Raw genomic sequence first — 16,496 nt, 5'->3', positions numbered from 1 at the left:
GGCTAGAAGCCGAAGGGATGCGCGATCATCCAGACCGCGCCGTAAAACGCCGTCGCCGCCACCGACAGGACCGAGATCGCCAGCCCGACCCGGCGGTGGTGGCGCAGAAGCCGCGCCGCCTCGGCCCCGGCCTCGTTCACCGGCTGGCCGACCTCGGCCCGGGCCAGCACCGCACCCAGCCGGCGCGCCAGCCGCAGGTCCAGCGCGAACAGACCGGCAAAGGGCAGGATCAGCAGCACCAGCGCCTGCGCCATCTCCAGCCCATAGCCGAAGCCCAGCACCATGAGCGTGCTGGTCAGAAAGGCGCCGGCACCCAGCAGCACCGCCCCCTCGCGCGGGCCAAGCTGCCAGCGCGGCAGGGTCAGGGACAGCCAGTCCAGCAGCGCCAGCGCCGCCGGATCGTCCTCGGGCCCCGGTGCGGTGCGGCCGGCCGCCGCGATTACGTCCGAGGGCACGCCCAGGCTGCGGCGGCCGGCCAGGGTCCAGGCCAGCGTCAGGATCACCCAGAACCAGATCGAGCCGAAGGACCGGCTGTCCAGCAGGGCGAGGATGGCCTCGGCTCCGGGCACGCAAATCTCCCTCGTGCAAACTGCGCGAGGGGCAAACTAACCGCGCGCAACCGAAAGGGAAACCGGGATTTTCCGCACCGCCCGGCCCTGCCCGCACATGCTCACCGTTTTCCAAATACCCGAAATCCCGACCGCGCCCAGGGCCACGGGGGTTGCACAGCGGGCGCCCCGGGTGCAGTTTCCCGCCCGAGCCAAGCCATGCGAGAGGCCGCCATGTCCCCGACCCCGATCGTCGCCCCCTTCCCGATGACCCGCCTGCGCCGCCTGCGCCGCACCCCGGCGCTGCGCGCGCTGACCACCGAGGTCAACCTGACGCCGGCGAACCTGATCTGGCCGATCTTCGTGACCGAGATCGAGGGCGGCGCGGGCGAGATCCCCTCGATGCCCGGGGTCGAGCGGCTGACGCTGGACGGCGCGAAGCGCGCGGCCGAAACCGCGTTGCGGCTGAACATCCCGGCGATCTGCATCTTTCCGCATTCCGACCCGGACCAGAAGACCGAGAGTTGCGAGCGCGCCTGGGACCCGGAAAACATTGGCAACCGCGCCATCCGCGCCATCAAGGAGGTGGCACCGGACCTGGCGGTGATGACCGACATCGCGCTCGATCCCTATAACGCCAACGGCCATGACGGGATCGTGCGGGACGGCGTGATCCTGAACGACGAGACGGTCGAGGCGCTTGGCCGCATGGCGCTGGTCCAGGCCGAGGCGGGGGCGGATATCCTCGGCCCCTCGGACATGATGGACGGGCGCATCGGCGCGCTGCGCGGGCTGCTCGAGTCGCACGGCCACAAGGACGTGGCGATCCTGTCCTATGCGGCGAAATATGCCTCGGGCTTCTACGGGCCGTTCCGCGATGCCGTCGGCGCCTCGGGACGGCTGGTCGGCGACAAGAAGACCTATCAGATCAACCCGGCCAACCGCGACGAGGCCATGCGCTGCGTCGCCCGCGACCTTTCCGAGGGCGCCGACATGGTCATGGTCAAGCCCGGCATGCCCTATCTGGACATCTGCCGCATGGTGCGCGACCAGTTCGCGGCGCCGACCTTCGCCTATCAGGTCAGCGGCGAATACGCGATGCTCGAGGGCGCGATCCGCAACGGCTGGCTGTCGCGCGACGTGGTCGTCGAAAGCCTGCTCGCCTTCCGCCGCGCCGGCTGCGACGGCATCCTGACCTATTACGCGCCGCAGGTCGCCGAAAGGCTGGCATGAGGCGGCATTCGCCTTTATCATCGCGGGCTTAACGGGCGGCGCAACCGCCGTTCAGGAACGAGGGCGAAACATGACCAATCCCAACCCCATCAGCCGGCGGTTCCTTGTGCTGGGCGGCGCGCTGGCCGGTGCGGCGGCCGTGGCGGGCTGCTCGAACGCGGTCGGGCAGGACGCGCCCTCGCGGCTGGATGCGCGGGTGGACGCGACGCGCAACTACCTGTTGCAGACCTATCCCGCCACCGCGCCGATGGTGCAGAACGCCAAGGGCGTGCTCTACATGCCGCTGATGACCGAGGCTGGCTTCGGCGTCGGCGGCGCTTACGGCCAGGGCGCGCTGCGCATCAACAACGTGACGGTGGATTACTATTCCGCGGCGCAGGCCAGCGTCGGCTTCCAGATCGGCGCGCAGCAATACGCCCATGTGCTGATCTTCCAGACCGATGCCGCGCTGGCCGATTTCCGCCGCGCCCCGGGCTGGGTGGCCGAGGCCGGGGCCTATTACGCCCTGCCCGCCCGCGGCGTCTCGATGGGCACCGACACGATCACCGCGCAGCAGCCGGTGGTGGCCATGGTCTTCGGCCAGTCGGGACTGATGGCCGGGGCCTCGATCGCCGGGACGAAATACACGCGGATCATCCCCTCGACCTTCTGAGGGGCGAATGGAAAAGGCCGGGCGCCCTGCCCGGCCTTTGCGTCTTAGCTGCCGTGGATGATGCGGACGTAGTTCTTGGTCTCGCGATAGGGCGGCACGCCGCCGTATTTCGCCACCGCCGCCGGCCCGGCGTTATAGGCGGCCAGCGCCAGCCGCCAGCTGCCGAAGGTGTTGTACATCATGCGCAGGTAGCGCGCGCCGCCTTCCAGGTTCTGGATCGGATCGCCGGGATCGACACCCAGCTTCGCCGCCGTGCCGGGCATCAGCTGCGCCAGGCCTCGCGCCCCCTTGTGCGAACGCGCCGAGGGGTTCCAGCCCGATTCCTGCTGCACCAGGCGCAGGAACAGATCCTCGGGCACGCCATGCTTGCGCGCCATCGCCCGGGCATGCGGCAGATACTGGCTGCGGCGGTTGCCGCGATAGGCCGGGATCGCGGTCGGCAGGTCCAGCTCGACCACGCTTTTCGTCGAGGTGCCGCCGGGCCGCAGCCGCGCCGATTGCTGGTATTGCCCGGCCAGCCGCGAATCCATCAGCCGGGTCTGGCGCTCGAACTGGGCGATGCGCGACTTGCCGCTTTTCGTCTGAAGCCGCAGCCCCTCGGCCGCGGCGGGCGCGGCAAGCCCGGCCGAAATCGTCAGCATCATCGCCGTGCGGCCGATGTTGCGCAGCAATGCCCGATGGCTTGAAAGCATCTCTGGTCCCTCATGCACGCCGTATTCTTTTTGCCGGCACTATAGCGCAAAGCCGGGGGAACGCCGCAACAGCTTTGTTGCCGCGGCTCACCCGCGCCGGCATCGGCGGATTTCCGCGCAAGGCGGGTGCCGTGCCCGCCCCCTTGGCCGCCCTTGCATTCCGCTTGCCCCGAGGCGCCGGGACGCGCTAAACCCGCGCGAGGCACGAACAGAACGAAAGGGCCGGCAGCATGGCGGGCAGCGTCAACAAGGTCATCCTGGTCGGCAACCTGGGCCAAGACCCCGAGGTCCGCAGCTTCCCGAGCGGCGGCAAGGTCGCGAACCTGCGCATCGCCACCTCGGAGACCTGGAAGGACCGCAACACCGGCGAGCGCAAGGAGCGCACGGAATGGCACACCGTCGCCATCTATTCCGAGCCCCTGGTCCGCGTCGCCGAGCAATATCTGAAAAAGGGCAGCAAGGTCTATGTCGAGGGCCAGCTGGAAACCCGCAAATGGCAGGACCAGAGCGGCAATGACCGCTACACGACCGAGGTCGCCCTGCGCCCCTTCCGCAGCGAGCTGCACATGCTCGACGGCCGCGGCGGCCCGGGCGGCGGCGGTGGTCGCGGCGACGACAATTACGGCGGCGGCAGCTATGGCGGTGGCGGCGGCTATGGCGGCGGCAGCTCGGGCGGCGGCTATGGCGGCGGCCAGGGTGGCGGCCAGGGCGGCGGGCAGTCGTCCTCGGGCCGGCCGGATTTCGACGACGACATCCCGTTCTAGGGCCGGGCCGAAGGGCCGTCGCTTTCGGACCCCGCTTCTTGTCCCGCTCCGCCTCGGCCCCGAGGCGGAGCGTTCGTTTCCGCGCCCGCCCGCCCTGCATCCGCACCGGCCTTGCGGCGGTTTGCCCCCCTTTGCTGGAACATCTGCCTTTCCCGAGGGTTGAGGGCCGGACAGCAGAGGAGACCCGGCGATGAAGGCACTGACCTGGCACGGCAAGGGCGACATCCGGCACGAGACCGTGCCCGACCCCGGCATCGAGGACGGGCGCGACATCATCATCAAGGTCTGCGCCTGCGCCATCTGCGGCTCGGACCTGCACCTGATGGACGGCTACATGCCGACGATGGAAAGCGGCGACGTGCTGGGCCATGAGGCGATGGGCGAAGTGGTCGAGGTCGGGCGCGACCACAGCAAGTTCCAGGTCGGCGACCGCGTCGTCGTTCCCTTCAACATCGCCTGCGGCGACTGCTTCTTCTGCCGCAAGCAGCTGTATTCCCTGTGCGACCGCACCAATCGCAATGCGGAAAAGGCGGCCAAGCTGATGGGCCACGCGCCCGCCGGCCTGTTCGGCTATTCGCATCTGACCGGCGGCTATGCGGGCGGACAGGCGGAATATCTGCGCGTGCCCTATGGCGACGTCGGCCCGATCCGGGTGCCGGACGGGCTGCCGGACGAGCAGGTGCTGTTTCTCTCGGATATCTTTCCCACCGGCTACATGGCGGCCGAGAATGCCGGGATCGAGCCCGGCGATACCGTCGCGATCTGGGGCTGCGGCCCGGTCGGGCAATTCGCCATCCAATGCGCCTGGATGCTGGGCGCGGGCCGCGTGATCGCCATCGACAAGGTGCCCGAGCGGCTGGCCATGGCCGAGACCCATGGCAAGGCCGAGGTGCTGGATTTCTCGGCGGTCAAGATCTACGACGCGCTGATGGAGATGACCGCAGGCCGCGGCCCCGACCGCTGCATCGATTGCGTCGGCACCGAGGCCGACGCCACAGCCAGCCTGGATTCCCTGCTCGACAAGGCCAAGGCCAGCCTGATGCTGGGCACCGACCGGCCGCATGTGCTGCGCGAGATGATCTATTGCTGCCGCAAGGGCGGCACGATCTCGGTCCCTGGGGTCTATGTCGGCATGGTCGACAAGATCCCCTTCGGCGCGGCGATGAACAAGGGGCTGACCTTCCGCATGGGCCAGACCCATACGCACCGCTATCTGGAACCGCTGCTGGAGAAGGTCCAGAAGGGCGAGATCGACCCCTCCTTCGTCATCACCGACCGCGCGCCGCTGGCCGAGGGGCCGGAGCTTTATAAGAAGTTCCGCGACAAGAAGGACGGCTGCATCAAGGTCGTCATGACGCCGGGTTGAGCCATGGCCAGGATCGACGACGTCCCTCCGGTCCGCGCGGACGGGCTGCAACTGGTCGAGAGCCGCGCCTTCCAGGAACGCTTCTGGCGGGCGCAGCGCCTGGTCTGGATCGCCTTCGGCGCGCTGATGCTGGCGGCCCTGCTGGGCCTGACCGGCAGCGGCGGCCCGCTGCACAGCCGCGTGCTGCAATTCCCCGGCGCCAGCGTCGAGATGCCCCGCATCGCGCGCTGGGAGGGCAATGACGAGATCACCGTCACCCTGCGCGACGCCGACACGCTGGCCATCGGCAATGACTTCTTCGACGGCGTCGGCCTTCAGCGCATCCAGCCCGAGCCGGAAACCGTGCTGCATGGCGATCGGCAGGAGATGCGCTTTTCCGGGCCGGGCAAGGTCGTCCTGCAAATCCGCCCCGAGCATTTCGGGCTGGTGCGCTTCGACCTCGGGATCGGCGGGCACAGCCGGCCGGTCCGCCTTCTGGTGCTGCCATAGGAGGGCATGATGGATTCCGTCATTCGCGGCGTTGCGATCTATGCCTTCCTGCTGGCGGTCACCCGGTTTTCGGGCCGGCGCACCATGGCGCAGGCGACGCCCTTCGATTTCGTCTTGGTGCTCATCATCGCCGAGACGACGCAGCAGGCGCTTCTGGGCGACGACTTCTCGCTGATCAATGCGGTGGTGCTGATCGTCACGCTGTTCGCCGTCGATGTGGCGCTGTCCTATGCCAAGCGCGCCTCGAGCCGGCTGGCGCTGTGGCTGGACGGCGCGCCGACCGTGCTGATCAGCGACGGCCGTGTCGACTTCCACGCCCTGGCGCGCGCGCGGGTCAGCGTGAACGATCTTCTGGAGGCCGCGCGAATCCAGCACGGGCTGAAGACGCTGGCCGATATCGACGCCGCCGTGCTGGAGATCAGCGGCGGGATCAGCATCATTCCGAAGCAACAGGAATAGCCCTCGCCCGCGCGAAAACCCGCAAAAGCTGTCGGCGGCCGGCTGAATTCGGCCGAGAGTTGACCAATGCCTCGCGATGCTACGACTTTTGGTTGATATTCTTGACCGAGGGCAGGTGCAGGAGGGGGCAATGGCACGGGAACCCATTTCGGTCATGGTGGTCGAGGAGGACTATTTCCTGGCCAGCAAGCTCGCATCGGAAATCCGGCAAGGCGGGGATCACGTCATCGGCCCCTTCGACGACATCCACGACGCGATCAATTGCACCCCGCTGGCCCAGGTCGCGATCCTGAACATCGGATCGAGCGATGACTTCGCGGTGGCGGATTCCCTGCTTCACAACGAGATTCCCTTCGTGTTCCTGACCGGCCGCGGCTGCGAAGTCATGCCCCGGCAGTTTCGCGACCAGCACATCTATACCAAGCCGACCACGACGCCGCTTATCCTGGCGGACCTGCATGCGCAGCACGCGGCGGCCGAGGCGCAGCGGCTGCCCAGCATCGAAACGGTGGTCATCGAGCTGCTCGGCGAGGCGCGCGCGCTGATCCGCGATCCGGGCGCGGCCGAGCGGCTTGTCGAATCGGTGCTGAAGCAGGCCATCGCCCATCCCCGCGCCGGCCTGCCGGGCGGCAGCCGGCGGCAGCATCTGCAAGACCTGCTGCGCGAGGAATACCGGCTGCATCGGCGGCGCCATCTGTCGTAGCGCCCGCGGCGCGCCGGCGATGATTGCCGCCCGGGCCTGCTGCGCGATCCCCGGGGTGGCGATCCGCGCCGATTCGTCCGCTGATGTATCGTCCCTGCCGGTGAAAGGCCCGCGCGGCCTTCGCGCCGCGCCACGCTGCGGCGGTGTTTCCGTCGCGTCGGGGGCATCGGATCGGGCGACAAGCCGCCGGGATATCGCCCTGCGCGGGAACAAAGCAGCCTCCCGCAGGTTCGCCTTGCATGGAAAAGGAGAGCTCACCATGACACGTCCTGTCTCCATGGCGCGCTTCGACCTGGCCTGGCCATGGGCCGGAGTTCTGGCCTCGGTGCTCTCGGGGCTGGTGCTCTTCGCGCTCAGCCTGCAGCGCGGCCTGCCGGGGTGGATGCCGCTGAATGCCACCACCCAGGCCTTTTACGGCCCCGAGGTGGCCGGCATCCAGGCGCTGGACCTGGCGCATACCGGGCTTGGCGCGGCGATCCACGTCATTGCCTGCTTCTTCTGGTCCGGGGTCGCGGTGCTGCTGCTTCGCAAGGCGGCGCGCGGCGGCTACCGCCTGGCCTGGCTGGCCGGGCTGGTCACCGCCACCATCGCCGGCATCGTGGATTACGGGCTGTTGCCCGAGCGGCTCAGCCCGGGCTGGCACCTGGTCCTGCCGCCGCTTGGCGTGGCCCTGGGCTTTGCCGCCATGGGCGCGGGAATCGCCCTGGGGCTTTGCCTGGCGCATGCGCGCGGAGAGCCCGAGACAGCGGCCATGCCCGTGACCCCGCCGCGCCGGGCACCGCCGCCGCTTGCGACGGCGCCGGCCGCGCCGGACTCGGCCTTGGAGGAAATGCGCCATCCGGCGCCGCATGTGCTGGACCAGCGCCAGCAGCGCATCGATCCCGCCGATGCCGTGACCGACGATCCCAACCGCCAGGGCAATGGCATGAAGCAGCCCGGCAATCCCGAAATCGACGAAAGGCCCGACCGATGACCGATTATCCGAAGCCCCCCTTTCCGAAACAGCAGCAATCCCTGCCCGGCAGCTTTCGCAAGATGGACCCGGTGCCCGACCATGGCGAGGAAAGCTGGCGCGGCGCCGGTCGGTTGCAGGGCAAGGTCGCGCTGATCACCGGCGGCGACAGCGGCATCGGCCGCGCCGTCGCCATCGCCTATGCCCGCGAGGGCGCCGACGTGGCGCTGTCCTGGCTGGACGAGACCGAGGATGCCGCGAGCACCGCGGAACTGGTGCGCGAGGCGGGGCGCGAGTGCCTGTCGATCGCCGGCGACATCGCCGACCCCGAGCATTGCCGCCGGATCGTCGCCCAGGTGGTTGAGCGCTTCGGCCGCCTCGACATCCTGGTCAACAATGCCGCGCATCAGCGGCTGTTCGACAGCATCGAGGAGATCACCGACGAGGAGTGGCGCCACACCTTCGCCGTCAACATCGACGCGATGTTCCACCTGACCAAGGCGGCGGTGCCGCATATGCCCAAGGGCAGCGCGATCATCAACACCGCCTCGATCAATGCCGACAAGCCGAACCCCGGCCTGCTGGCCTATGCCACGACCAAGGGCGCGATCCAGAACTTCACCGCCGGCCTGGCGCAGATGCTGGCCGAACAGGGCATCCGCGTGAACGCGGTCGCGCCCGGCCCGGTCTGGACGCCGCTGATCCCGGCCAGCATGCCGCCCGAGGACGTGGCCAATTTCGGCAAGAGCTATCCGATGAAACGCCCGGCCCAGCCGGTCGAGCTGGCCTCGGCCTATGTCATGCTGGCCGAGCCGATGTCGAGCTATGTCTCCGGCGCCACCATCGCCGTCACCGGCGGCGCGCCGATGATCTGAGAAGGAGCACCAGGATGAACAACCGGCTTCTGCTGCTGTTCTGCGGCCTCGGCCTGGGTCTTGCCTGCGCGGCAGCCTGGAACGCCCCGCGCCGGCCCGCGCCCTATCCCCGCATCCGCGCGGCCGGCCGGCGCGAGATGGACGATCCGCCCCGGCACTGGGACCAGGTCGACGAACAGGGCGACGAATCCTTTCCCGCCAGCGACCCGCCCGGGAATTACTGACCGTGACGCGCGACGACCGAAAACCCCTGCCGCGCCGGGTCGCCCGGCGCGGACGGCGCTTGCCCGCCCGGCCGCATGGCGTCCCGCCGCCAGGCAGGAAAGCGGGAACATTCCGGGCCCTTGCCGGTTCAGCCCTCCCGCAGCACGAACAGCAAGGAGAAAGAGATGAGACAGCTACTGCTCAGCACCGCCGTCCTCGCGGCGGCTCTTGGCCTGGGGGCCGCGCAGGCCCAGGATGCCCCCGCCCAACCCACGCCCGCGCCCGCGACGCAGGAGAATGCACCGGCCGCCACCGCTGCCCCCACCATCGCGCCGCCCGAAGGCTATGTTAACAGCGACGCCGTCCTGACCACGGACAACCTGCAAGGCGCAACGGTCTATGATGCCGCCGGCGACGATATCGGCGAGGTGCATGGACTGGTCTTTGCCGACGGCAGCACCTCGCTGGGCGAGGCCGACGCAGCGGCACCGGCCGCGACCGACGCGACCTCCGCAACGACCCCCACCCCTGCAACGACCCCCGACCCCGCGATGACCTCCGACCCCGCGACCGGCGCCACCGGCTCGGAAAGCACCGGCATGGCAGGGGCGCAGACGTCGGACGTGGCCAAGGACAACGACTCGACCAACATGGCCAGCGGCACGGACTCCGGCGACAATGACCGGATCGAGAACGTCGGCTCGGACAGCAGCACGGTGACGCCGACCGATGCCACCACCCCTCCGGCGCAAGAAGCCGCCGGGAGCACGCCGGCCGGCGGGACCTCGGTCGAGATCAGCCATGCCATCATCGACGTGGGCGGCTTCCTGGGCATGGGCGAGCACCGCGTCGCCGTGCCGGTCGATGACCTGGTGGCCTACAGCAAGGATGACGACCTGCGCATCTACCTGCCCTGGACCCGCGAGCAGCTGGAAGCCCTGCCCGAGTTCGACGAGGACGGCCCCGCCCCCGTAAGCCAGTGATCGCGCGCATTCCCCCGCCGGCCGCCTGCGACAGGCGCCACGCCAGAAAGCGGCTGACCGGCGCGGGCCTTGGCTGGAACATTTCGCCCCTTGGCAGGTTCCATCTGCGCGAAACCGTCCGGTCCCGCGCCGGGCTTCACCAAGAAGGAAATCCCGATGGCTGAGAAGCTTCTTGACGATCTGTTCCACGACACCCTGAAAGACATCTACTATGCCGAGCGCCAGATTCTGAAGGCGCTTCCGAAGATGGCGCGCGGGGCCCAGTCCGAGCGGCTGCGCGAGGCTTTCGAGACGCACCGCGAGCAGACCCAGACCCATGTCGAGCGTTTGCAGCAGGTGTTCGAGATCCTGGGCAAATCGCCGCGCGGCAAGACCTGCCCGGCCATCGACGGCATCATCGAGGAAGGCGAGGAGGTCATGTCCGCCTTCAAGGGCGCCCCGGCGCTGGATGCCGGCCTGATCGCCGCCGCGCAGGCGGTCGAGCATTACGAGATCGCCCGCTATGGCACGCTGCGGCAATGGGCGCAGCAGCTGGGCCTGAAGGACGCGGCCGCCCTGCTGTCCCAGACGCTGGACGAGGAATCGCAGACCGACGAGCTGCTGACCGAGATCGCCGAAAGCGAGGCCAATCGCGAAGCGGCCTGACCGCCCGGCTTTCCGCAAGGAAACGGCCCCGCCTGCCAGGCGGGGCCGTTTCGCCAGCGCCTCCGTCAGCGCGTCGTCACAGCGTCGGTTCCAGCGCCTTTCGCAGGATCCCGCGCGCGCGGTTCACCCGGCTTTTGATGGTGCCGATGTCGCAGTCCAGGATGCGTGCCGCGTCGATATAGGTTTCGCCCAGGGCGCCGACCAGGATGATCGCCTCGCGGTAATGCACCGGCATCTTGTTCAGGGCGTCATGCAACTCGGTCGCCTGCATGTGCCATTCCTGGTCGGGCTTGACCTGCGGCACCAGCGAGGCGCAATCAGCGGCCCCGGTGCGCTCGCGGGCGGATTTCTTGCAATTGGTGAAAAAGCGGTTGCGCATGATGGTGAAAAGCCAGGCGCGCATGTTGGTGCCCGGCTGATACTGCCGCGCATGCTCGATGGCACGCAACAAGGTCTCTTGCACCAGATCGTCGCCGTCGAGCGATGACCTGCAGAGCGCGCGCGCATAGGCTCGCAGCGCCGGAATATAGACAAGTATGTCGTCTGACATTGCAGCCTTCGCGATCATCGGGTGATAGCCGGGACTCAATGCCTCAGACGGAGGATAGTTCCGTCGCCTCTGGCCGACAACCGGCCGGCGCGGCGGCGCTCAGCCTTCCTTGATCTCGCGACTCAGGCGCGCGTTCTTCAGCGCCTCCTCAAGACGCTTCGCCAACTCGCGCAGACGCGGGGAAATCGGCTCTTTTTCCGTCTGCACCAGCAGTTCGGAAAGCGCCTTCTCGAGTTCGGGGTCCACGCGCTGCCCGCCGTCGCCATTGGCCATCTGAGATTCCATTACTCCTCGAAACTTAGCTTATTTTAATCTGCTTGCGCGCAATGGCGAGCCTTTCGAATCGATTTTCCGCAACTGTTGCAGTTCGGGTCGGCCATTTCCCGCGACAGCCGGCAGGCAAGGCCGAAGGCGGGCGTTTTCAGGCGCTTGCCCTGCGGCCCGAAACGCCCGCCGCGGCATCGCCCGCCCCGCCCGGCAAGAACGCATTTTTGCGCGGGAACATTCGCGCCGCGCCCCGGTTCAACCGCCCCACAAGCATGGAGGCGATGACATGGCGCGTGAGACCGAGACCCCCAGCAATACCCCGGACCCGTCCGTGGACGCGACGCCCCAGGACGCCCCGTCCGAGTCGCCGGCCGGCGCACAGGATCAGCAGGCCGGCGACGACGGCTTCGCCCTGCTGCGCGAACATCACAAGACGCTTCGCGCGTTGCTTGGCGAGGCTGCCGAGGTCAGCGATGCCGCGACGGCCGAGGGCGTGCTGCCGAAACTGGCGACGGCCTGGGCCGATCATGCCCGGGCGCATGGCTGGCTCTACGACGCCGGGATCGAGGCCGGATTGCAGGAATTTCCCCTGCTGACCGATCTTGCCGTCGAGACGGACCTGGTTTCCTTCCTGCTCGGCCGGGCCGGGCAGGATCTGGACGAGGCGCTGCAACCGGCGGCGTTGCGGGTCTCCACCCGGATGATCCGCGAAATCATCGAACGCGAGGAGAAGCCGCGCAGCGGACTTCTCGCCAAGGCCAAGGCGGCCGGGGTCGAACCCGCCGCCCTGGGCAGGCGCATCGGCGCCCGCACGAAGACGCCGTCCCGCGCGGACGGCGATACCAGGCCGCAACTGCGGCACCTTACGGCAAATCAGGAGGACATCATGCCGAGGAACTCGAACATGCCGGAACGCGACGAACGCGGACGCTTTGTCAGCGACGACGATTATGGTGGCCGTGGCGGTTCCGGCGGCCGGGGCCGTGATGACGACGACCGCGATCGCGACAGCCGGGGCCGCTTCACCAGCGACCGCGACGATGACCGCTATTCCTCGCGCGGGCGCTCCTCGCGCCGGGATGACGACGACCGTGACCGTGACAGCCGGGGCCGCTTCACCAGCGACCGCGACGACGACCGCTATTCCTCGCGCGGGCGCTCCAGCCGCGACGACGACGACCGCGACCGCGACAGCCGGGGCCGCTTCACCAGCGACCGCGACGACGACCGCCGTTACGCGGCCTCGCGGCGCGATGACGACGACCGCCGCAGCTATTCGCGCGGACGCGACGACGACTATTCGCGCGACCGCGGCCAGGGCGGCTGGTTCGGCGATTCCGAAGGCCATGCCGAGGCGGCCCGCCGCGGCTGGGACCATCGCCGCGACGATGACGACGACCGCTATTCCTCGCGCGGGCGCTCCAGCCGCGACGACGACCGCGACCGCGACAGCCGGGGCCGCTTCACCAGCGACCGCGACGACGACCGCCGCAGCTATTCGCGCGGCCGCGACGACGACTATTCGCGTGATCGCGGCCAGGGCGGCTGGTTCGGCGATTCGCGCGGCCATGCCGAGGCGGCCCGCCGCGGCTGGGACCATCGCCGCGACGATGACGACGACGACCGCCGCTCTTCCTCGCGCGGGCGCCGCTGACCACGGCAAGAGAGGGGGCCGCAAGGCCCCCTTTCCATGTCCGGCCGGACGGCGCGCGCCTTATGCGCCTTGCCGTCACTCCGGCCGCCAGGCCTCCAGCGCCTCTTCCAGGCAGACGGTCTCGATCTGATGCGAAAAGCGTTGGCGATAAAGCGTCATCCCCGCGTCATGGCCCGCGTTCGTGGACGAGCAGAGCGCATCGGCGACCAGCACCACCCGATACCCCAGATCGACCGCACCCAGCACGGTCGCAAGCACGCAGACATCGGTCTCGCCGCCGCTGACCAGCAGGGCCGAGATCCCGGCACCGCGCAGGAACCGATGCAGGCTGCCATCGTGCCAGGGCGAATAGACCGCCTTGTCGACGACCCGCGCCGGAGGCGTATGCCGCGCCAGTTCCGGCAGCAGGTCTAGCCAGGACCGGTCGAGGTTTTCGCGCAGCATCCCCGGCCAGCCGGCGTAATAGCGCGCCCAGGTGCCCGGCGCGTGATCCAGCCGCACCGGCGGGATGAAACGGGTGAAGACCGTGCGCGCCGGCTGGGCCTCGACCAGGGTGGCGACGGCCGGGCGGGTCTTTTCGATCCACGGCACCGCCCAGGGCGAGCCGGGCGCGAACAGCTTCTGCATGTCGACGCAAAGATGCAGCGTCTCGGGCCCCAGCGGGCCGAACCGAAGGTCTTTCGCCATCACACCACCTGACCGGAGAGATCTCGAGGCGAAACAACGCAGCCGCCGATTGGTTCCGGCGCGTGGTCGGGACCGCCCGGCTGCGGGGCTTGCGAAGCCGTCACGGCGCGGGCCGCGCATGACCGACCGCGTGCAGATCATCGTCGCCGATGACCCCCGGCTGCCGCGCGAAGGCGCCGCTTTCCGGCGGTCGGCATCGTCATTCTGACCGTATCGGAATCCGACGCGAGCACCCGATGGCGGCGCTGAAAGCGAGCCCGGCCGCAGCGGCCGCAAGCGAGGATCCGGCCCGCGCGAGATCGCCATCTGGAATTGCTGGAAAGACCATCGAGCACTCCATGACCAACCCGGGAACCGGGTCGAGACGGCGCTGGAGACGCGCGACCCGGGGTCCGAACCCGCTCAGGCGTCCAGGTCGACCCAGACCGGGACATGGTCGCTGGGCTTGTCCTTGGCGCGTTCGTCGCGATCGATGCCCAGGTCGATCAGCAGGTCGGCGGCCTGCGGCGACAGCAGCACATGGTCGATGCGGATGCCGTCGTCCCTTTGCCAGGCGCCGGCTTGGTAGTCCCAGAAGGTAAAGGGCCCGCGCGTCGCGTCCGGGTCGCGCAGGCGCACCGCATCGGTCCAGCCGTCGAACAGGATGCGGCGCAGCGCGGCGCGGCTTTCGGGCTGGAACAGCGCGTCATTCTGCCATTTCTCGGGCCGGGCGGCATCGCGCGCCTCGGGGATGACGTTATAGTCGCCCAGCATCACCGCCGGCATCTCGCTGTCCAGCAGCCGCCGCGCCTGCGCCTGCAACCGCGCCATCCAGGCCAGCTTGTAGTCGAATTTCGGCCCCGGCTGCGGATTGCCGTTCGGCAGGTAGAGCCCGGCGACGCGCACGGCGCGGGTGCCCACCACCGTCGCCTCGATATAGCGGGACTGCGCGTCGGCATCGTCACCCGGCAAGCCGCGCGTCACATCCTCCAGCGGCAGCTTCGACAGGATGGCGACGCCGTTGAAGCCCTTTTGCCCATGCGTCTCGATATTGTAGCCGAGGTCGGCGATGGGCTCGCGCGGGAAGCCCTCGTCCTGGCACTTGATCTCTTGCAGGACCACCACGTCGGGCTGGGCCTCGGAAAGCCAGCCGATCAGGGTCTCGATCCGGGCGCGGACGCCGTTGATGTTGAATGTCGCGATCTTCATGCGCGCGAGACTAGCGGCGCGCGCCGGCCCGCGCCAGATCAGATCGAAAACGAGGTGCCGCAGCCGCAGGACGAACTGGCGTTCGGGTTGTCGATGGTGAAGCGCGCCCCGATCAGCTCATCGGCAAAGTCGATGGTGGCGCCGGCCAGGAAAGGCAGCGACACCGGATCGACCACCACGGTCTGGCCGTCCCTTTGCAAGAGCAGGTCGTCCTCGGCCGCCTCGTCCAGCCTGATGTCGTATTGAAAGCCCGAGCAGCCGCCGCCCGCCACCGCGACCCGCAAGGGCCGCGCCGGGCCGCCCTCATTGATCTCGGCCAGGCGCTGGAAGGCGCGCTCGGTCACCCTGGGGGGCAGGTTCAATTCCACGTTCATGGGGCGTTCCCGTTTCCGTCGTCAGGTCTGGAATATAGGGTTCGCCGCAAACGCCTGCAAGGAACGGACGAGATGACGGCACCCTATGCCTGCCAGCCCGAAGAAAGCCGCGGCCGCCGCTGGCCCGAGCGCATGTCCACCTTCCGCAGCCCCTGGCAGCGCGACCGCGACCGCATCATCCATTCCTCGGCCTTCCGCCGGCTGAAGCACAAGACCCAGGTCTTCGTCGAGCATGAGGGTGATTATTACCGCACCCGCCTGACCCATACGATCGAGGTGGCGCAGGTCGCCCGCACCATCGCCGGCACGCTGGGCCTGAACACCGACCTGGCCGAGACGGTGGCCCTGGCCCATGACCTGGGCCACCCGCCCTTCGGCCATACCGGCGAGGATGCGCTGGCGGCGCTGATGGCGCCCTATGGCGGCTTCGACCACAATGCCCAGGCGCTGCGCATCGTGACCAGGCTGGAACGCCATTACGCGGATTTCGACGGGCTGAACCTGACCTGGGAAAGCCTCGAGGGCATCGCCAAGCATAATGGTCCTGTCACCGGCCCCCTGCCCTATGCCCTGGCCGAGGTGAACGCCGAATGGGATCTGGAACTCCACACCAATGCCAGCGCCGAGGCACAGGTGGCGGCGGTCGCCGACGACGTGGCCTATAACCACCACGACCTGCACGACGGGCTGCGCGCCGGCCTCTTCTCCGAGGCCGACCTGGCCGAACTGCCGGTGGTGGGCGAGGCCTTCGCGCAGGTCGATGCGCTGCACCCGGGCCTCGAGCCGATGCGGCGCCGGCACGAGGCGCTGCGCCGGGTCTTCGGCGTCATGGTCGAGGACGTGATCGCCGTCGCCCAGAACCGCCTCGCCAGCCTGCAGCCGCAAAGCGTGGACGACATCCGCGCCATGGAGGGGCCGATCATCCGCTTCTCGAAGCCGCTCTACCAGAACCTCAAGGCGATCAAGCTGTTCCTGTTCCAACGCATGTATCGCGCCCCCACCGTGGTGGTCGAGCGCCGGCGCGTGACCGAGATGCTGAACGGCCTCTTCCCGCTGTTCCTGAACGACCCCGCGAAAATGCCCGAGCACTGGTTCCGGGCCGCCGAGGCGGCGGCGGACGAAACGCAGCGCGCGCGAATCGTCCTCGATTATGTCGCAGGCATGACCGACCGTTTCGCGATTCAAGAAGCCGAGCGGCTGCTCTGACCCTT

The 16,496-nt window shown here is 68.7% G+C and carries 21 protein-coding genes; 14 read left to right on the top strand and 7 right to left on the bottom strand.

Annotated elements, in window-relative coordinates:
- Nucleotides 1–2: 2 nt before the first annotated feature.
- Nucleotides 3–569: a hypothetical protein gene (locus tag PARN5_RS0113675; RefSeq protein ID WP_018000337.1), complete on the bottom strand. Its 567-nt coding sequence runs from the start codon at nucleotides 567–569 to the stop codon at nucleotides 3–5.
- Between the two features lie 213 nt (nucleotides 570–782).
- Here PARN5_RS0113675 and hemB point away from each other — a divergent pair, with 213 nt between their 5' ends.
- Together hemB and PARN5_RS0113665 are read left to right on the top strand one after the other, a co-directional pair.
- The gene (gene hemB / locus PARN5_RS0113670; protein ID WP_018000336.1) at nucleotides 783–1,781 is read left to right on the top strand and encodes a porphobilinogen synthase; all 999 of its coding nucleotides are present in this window, start codon (nucleotides 783–785) and stop codon (nucleotides 1,779–1,781) included.
- Between the two features lie 70 nt (nucleotides 1,782–1,851).
- Complete coding sequence (locus PARN5_RS0113665; protein WP_018000335.1) at nucleotides 1,852–2,433, top strand: YSC84-related protein; 582 nt, start codon at nucleotides 1,852–1,854, stop codon at nucleotides 2,431–2,433.
- 44 nt (nucleotides 2,434–2,477) lie between these two features.
- Here the strand turns inward: PARN5_RS0113665 and PARN5_RS0113660 are convergent, their stop codons facing one another.
- Complete coding sequence (locus PARN5_RS0113660) at nucleotides 2,478–3,125, bottom strand: lytic transglycosylase domain-containing protein (protein ID WP_018000334.1); 648 nt, start codon at nucleotides 3,123–3,125, stop codon at nucleotides 2,478–2,480.
- Nucleotides 3,126–3,355: 230 nt separating this feature from the next.
- On the opposite strand from PARN5_RS0113660, the gene ssb reads away from it, so the two are divergent.
- From ssb to PARN5_RS0113610, 10 genes are all read left to right on the top strand, one after another.
- The gene (gene ssb / locus PARN5_RS0113655) at nucleotides 3,356–3,889 is read left to right on the top strand and encodes a single-stranded DNA-binding protein (RefSeq protein WP_018000333.1); all 534 of its coding nucleotides are present in this window, start codon (nucleotides 3,356–3,358) and stop codon (nucleotides 3,887–3,889) included.
- A gap of 190 nt (nucleotides 3,890–4,079) precedes the next feature.
- Nucleotides 4,080–5,255: a zinc-dependent alcohol dehydrogenase gene (locus PARN5_RS0113650; protein ID WP_018000332.1), complete on the top strand. Its 1,176-nt coding sequence runs from the start codon at nucleotides 4,080–4,082 to the stop codon at nucleotides 5,253–5,255.
- Between the two features lie 3 nt (nucleotides 5,256–5,258).
- Nucleotides 5,259–5,744, top strand: coding sequence for a hypothetical protein (locus PARN5_RS0113645; protein ID WP_018000331.1), 486 nt, complete (start codon nucleotides 5,259–5,261; stop codon nucleotides 5,742–5,744).
- 6 nt (nucleotides 5,745–5,750) lie between these two features.
- Nucleotides 5,751–6,203 carry a YetF domain-containing protein gene (locus PARN5_RS0113640; RefSeq protein WP_018000330.1) on the top strand — a complete coding sequence of 151 codons (453 nt, stop codon included), beginning with the start codon at nucleotides 5,751–5,753 and terminating at the stop codon, nucleotides 6,201–6,203.
- Nucleotides 6,204–6,333: 130 nt separating this feature from the next.
- The gene (locus PARN5_RS0113635) at nucleotides 6,334–6,906 is read left to right on the top strand and encodes a hypothetical protein (RefSeq protein WP_018000329.1); all 573 of its coding nucleotides are present in this window, start codon (nucleotides 6,334–6,336) and stop codon (nucleotides 6,904–6,906) included.
- Between the two features lie 259 nt (nucleotides 6,907–7,165).
- Nucleotides 7,166–7,879 carry a hypothetical protein gene (locus PARN5_RS0113630; protein WP_232419354.1) on the top strand — a complete coding sequence of 238 codons (714 nt, stop codon included), beginning with the start codon at nucleotides 7,166–7,168 and terminating at the stop codon, nucleotides 7,877–7,879.
- Nucleotides 7,876–8,733 carry a glucose 1-dehydrogenase gene (locus tag PARN5_RS0113625; protein ID WP_018000327.1) on the top strand — a complete coding sequence of 286 codons (858 nt, stop codon included), beginning with the start codon at nucleotides 7,876–7,878 and terminating at the stop codon, nucleotides 8,731–8,733. Before PARN5_RS0113630 ends, PARN5_RS0113625 begins: the two co-directional genes overlap by 4 nt.
- A gap of 14 nt (nucleotides 8,734–8,747) precedes the next feature.
- Nucleotides 8,748–8,957 (top strand): hypothetical protein, encoded by a 210-nt coding sequence (locus PARN5_RS0113620; protein ID WP_018000326.1) that lies wholly within the window; start codon nucleotides 8,748–8,750, stop codon nucleotides 8,955–8,957.
- Between the two features lie 165 nt (nucleotides 8,958–9,122).
- On the top strand, nucleotides 9,123–9,920 hold the full coding sequence (locus PARN5_RS0113615; RefSeq protein WP_018000325.1) for a hypothetical protein: 798 nt from the start codon (nucleotides 9,123–9,125) through the stop codon (nucleotides 9,918–9,920).
- 156 nt (nucleotides 9,921–10,076) lie between these two features.
- A complete protein-coding gene (locus PARN5_RS0113610; protein WP_018000324.1) occupies nucleotides 10,077–10,565 on the top strand; it encodes a ferritin-like domain-containing protein in 489 nt (162 codons plus the stop codon).
- Between the two features lie 76 nt (nucleotides 10,566–10,641).
- Here the strand turns inward: PARN5_RS0113610 and PARN5_RS0113605 are convergent, their stop codons facing one another.
- Together PARN5_RS0113605 and PARN5_RS24590 are read right to left on the bottom strand one after the other, a co-directional pair.
- Nucleotides 10,642–11,115, bottom strand: coding sequence for a sigma-70 family RNA polymerase sigma factor (locus PARN5_RS0113605; RefSeq protein WP_018000323.1), 474 nt, complete (start codon nucleotides 11,113–11,115; stop codon nucleotides 10,642–10,644).
- A gap of 99 nt (nucleotides 11,116–11,214) precedes the next feature.
- Complete coding sequence (locus PARN5_RS24590) at nucleotides 11,215–11,388, bottom strand: hypothetical protein (protein WP_198289590.1); 174 nt, start codon at nucleotides 11,386–11,388, stop codon at nucleotides 11,215–11,217.
- Between the two features lie 280 nt (nucleotides 11,389–11,668).
- Here PARN5_RS24590 and PARN5_RS22900 point away from each other — a divergent pair, with 280 nt between their 5' ends.
- Nucleotides 11,669–13,036 carry a hypothetical protein gene (locus PARN5_RS22900; RefSeq protein WP_051070992.1) on the top strand — a complete coding sequence of 456 codons (1,368 nt, stop codon included), beginning with the start codon at nucleotides 11,669–11,671 and terminating at the stop codon, nucleotides 13,034–13,036.
- A 75-nt stretch (nucleotides 13,037–13,111) separates the two neighbouring features.
- Here PARN5_RS22900 and PARN5_RS0113590 read toward each other — a convergent pair whose 3' ends face one another.
- From PARN5_RS0113590 to PARN5_RS0113575, 3 genes are all read right to left on the bottom strand, one after another.
- A complete protein-coding gene (locus tag PARN5_RS0113590) occupies nucleotides 13,112–13,723 on the bottom strand; it encodes a cysteine hydrolase (protein WP_018000321.1) in 612 nt (203 codons plus the stop codon).
- Between the two features lie 402 nt (nucleotides 13,724–14,125).
- Nucleotides 14,126–14,911 carry an exodeoxyribonuclease III gene (xth, locus tag PARN5_RS0113580; protein ID WP_018000319.1) on the bottom strand — a complete coding sequence of 262 codons (786 nt, stop codon included), beginning with the start codon at nucleotides 14,909–14,911 and terminating at the stop codon, nucleotides 14,126–14,128.
- Between the two features lie 38 nt (nucleotides 14,912–14,949).
- A complete protein-coding gene (locus PARN5_RS0113575) occupies nucleotides 14,950–15,285 on the bottom strand; it encodes an iron-sulfur cluster assembly accessory protein (protein ID WP_018000318.1) in 336 nt (111 codons plus the stop codon).
- 72 nt (nucleotides 15,286–15,357) lie between these two features.
- On the opposite strand from PARN5_RS0113575, the gene PARN5_RS0113570 reads away from it, so the two are divergent.
- Nucleotides 15,358–16,491 (top strand): deoxyguanosinetriphosphate triphosphohydrolase, encoded by a 1,134-nt coding sequence (locus PARN5_RS0113570; RefSeq protein WP_018000317.1) that lies wholly within the window; start codon nucleotides 15,358–15,360, stop codon nucleotides 16,489–16,491.
- The last annotated feature ends 5 nt before the right edge of the window (nucleotides 16,492–16,496 follow it).

The organism is Paracoccus sp. N5 (assembly GCF_000371965.1).
In the GTDB taxonomy this organism is placed as follows: domain Bacteria; phylum Pseudomonadota; class Alphaproteobacteria; order Rhodobacterales; family Rhodobacteraceae; genus Paracoccus.
The sequence above is the reverse complement of the archived record's forward strand: the minus strand, read 5'-3'. Positions and strand labels throughout refer to the sequence as shown.

Bases quoted from the DNA above. Each gene is read 5' to 3' on its own strand.
- hemB (WP_018000336.1), top strand. From the start codon at position 783: ATGTCCCCGACCCCGATCGTCGCCCCCTTCCCGATGACCCGCCTGCGC.
- PARN5_RS0113665 (WP_018000335.1), top strand. From the start codon at position 1,852: ATGACCAATCCCAACCCCATCAGCCGGCGGTTCCTTGTGCTGGGCGGC.
- PARN5_RS0113660 (WP_018000334.1), bottom strand. From the start codon at position 3,125: ATGCTTTCAAGCCATCGGGCATTGCTGCGCAACATCGGCCGCACGGCG.
- ssb (WP_018000333.1), top strand. From the start codon at position 3,356: ATGGCGGGCAGCGTCAACAAGGTCATCCTGGTCGGCAACCTGGGCCAA.
- PARN5_RS0113650 (WP_018000332.1), top strand. From the start codon at position 4,080: ATGAAGGCACTGACCTGGCACGGCAAGGGCGACATCCGGCACGAGACC.
- PARN5_RS0113645 (WP_018000331.1), top strand. From the start codon at position 5,259: ATGGCCAGGATCGACGACGTCCCTCCGGTCCGCGCGGACGGGCTGCAA.
- PARN5_RS0113640 (WP_018000330.1), top strand. From the start codon at position 5,751: ATGATGGATTCCGTCATTCGCGGCGTTGCGATCTATGCCTTCCTGCTG.
- PARN5_RS0113635 (WP_018000329.1), top strand. From the start codon at position 6,334: ATGGCACGGGAACCCATTTCGGTCATGGTGGTCGAGGAGGACTATTTC.
- PARN5_RS0113630 (WP_232419354.1), top strand. From the start codon at position 7,166: ATGACACGTCCTGTCTCCATGGCGCGCTTCGACCTGGCCTGGCCATGG.
- PARN5_RS0113625 (WP_018000327.1), top strand. From the start codon at position 7,876: ATGACCGATTATCCGAAGCCCCCCTTTCCGAAACAGCAGCAATCCCTG.
- PARN5_RS0113620 (WP_018000326.1), top strand. From the start codon at position 8,748: ATGAACAACCGGCTTCTGCTGCTGTTCTGCGGCCTCGGCCTGGGTCTT.
- PARN5_RS0113615 (WP_018000325.1), top strand. From the start codon at position 9,123: ATGAGACAGCTACTGCTCAGCACCGCCGTCCTCGCGGCGGCTCTTGGC.
- PARN5_RS0113610 (WP_018000324.1), top strand. From the start codon at position 10,077: ATGGCTGAGAAGCTTCTTGACGATCTGTTCCACGACACCCTGAAAGAC.
- PARN5_RS0113605 (WP_018000323.1), bottom strand. From the start codon at position 11,115: ATGTCAGACGACATACTTGTCTATATTCCGGCGCTGCGAGCCTATGCG.
- PARN5_RS24590 (WP_198289590.1), bottom strand. From the start codon at position 11,388: ATGGCCAATGGCGACGGCGGGCAGCGCGTGGACCCCGAACTCGAGAAG.
- PARN5_RS22900 (WP_051070992.1), top strand. From the start codon at position 11,669: ATGGCGCGTGAGACCGAGACCCCCAGCAATACCCCGGACCCGTCCGTG.
- PARN5_RS0113590 (WP_018000321.1), bottom strand. From the start codon at position 13,723: ATGGCGAAAGACCTTCGGTTCGGCCCGCTGGGGCCCGAGACGCTGCAT.
- xth (WP_018000319.1), bottom strand. From the start codon at position 14,911: ATGAAGATCGCGACATTCAACATCAACGGCGTCCGCGCCCGGATCGAG.
- PARN5_RS0113575 (WP_018000318.1), bottom strand. From the start codon at position 15,285: ATGAACGTGGAATTGAACCTGCCCCCCAGGGTGACCGAGCGCGCCTTC.
- PARN5_RS0113570 (WP_018000317.1), top strand. From the start codon at position 15,358: ATGACGGCACCCTATGCCTGCCAGCCCGAAGAAAGCCGCGGCCGCCGC.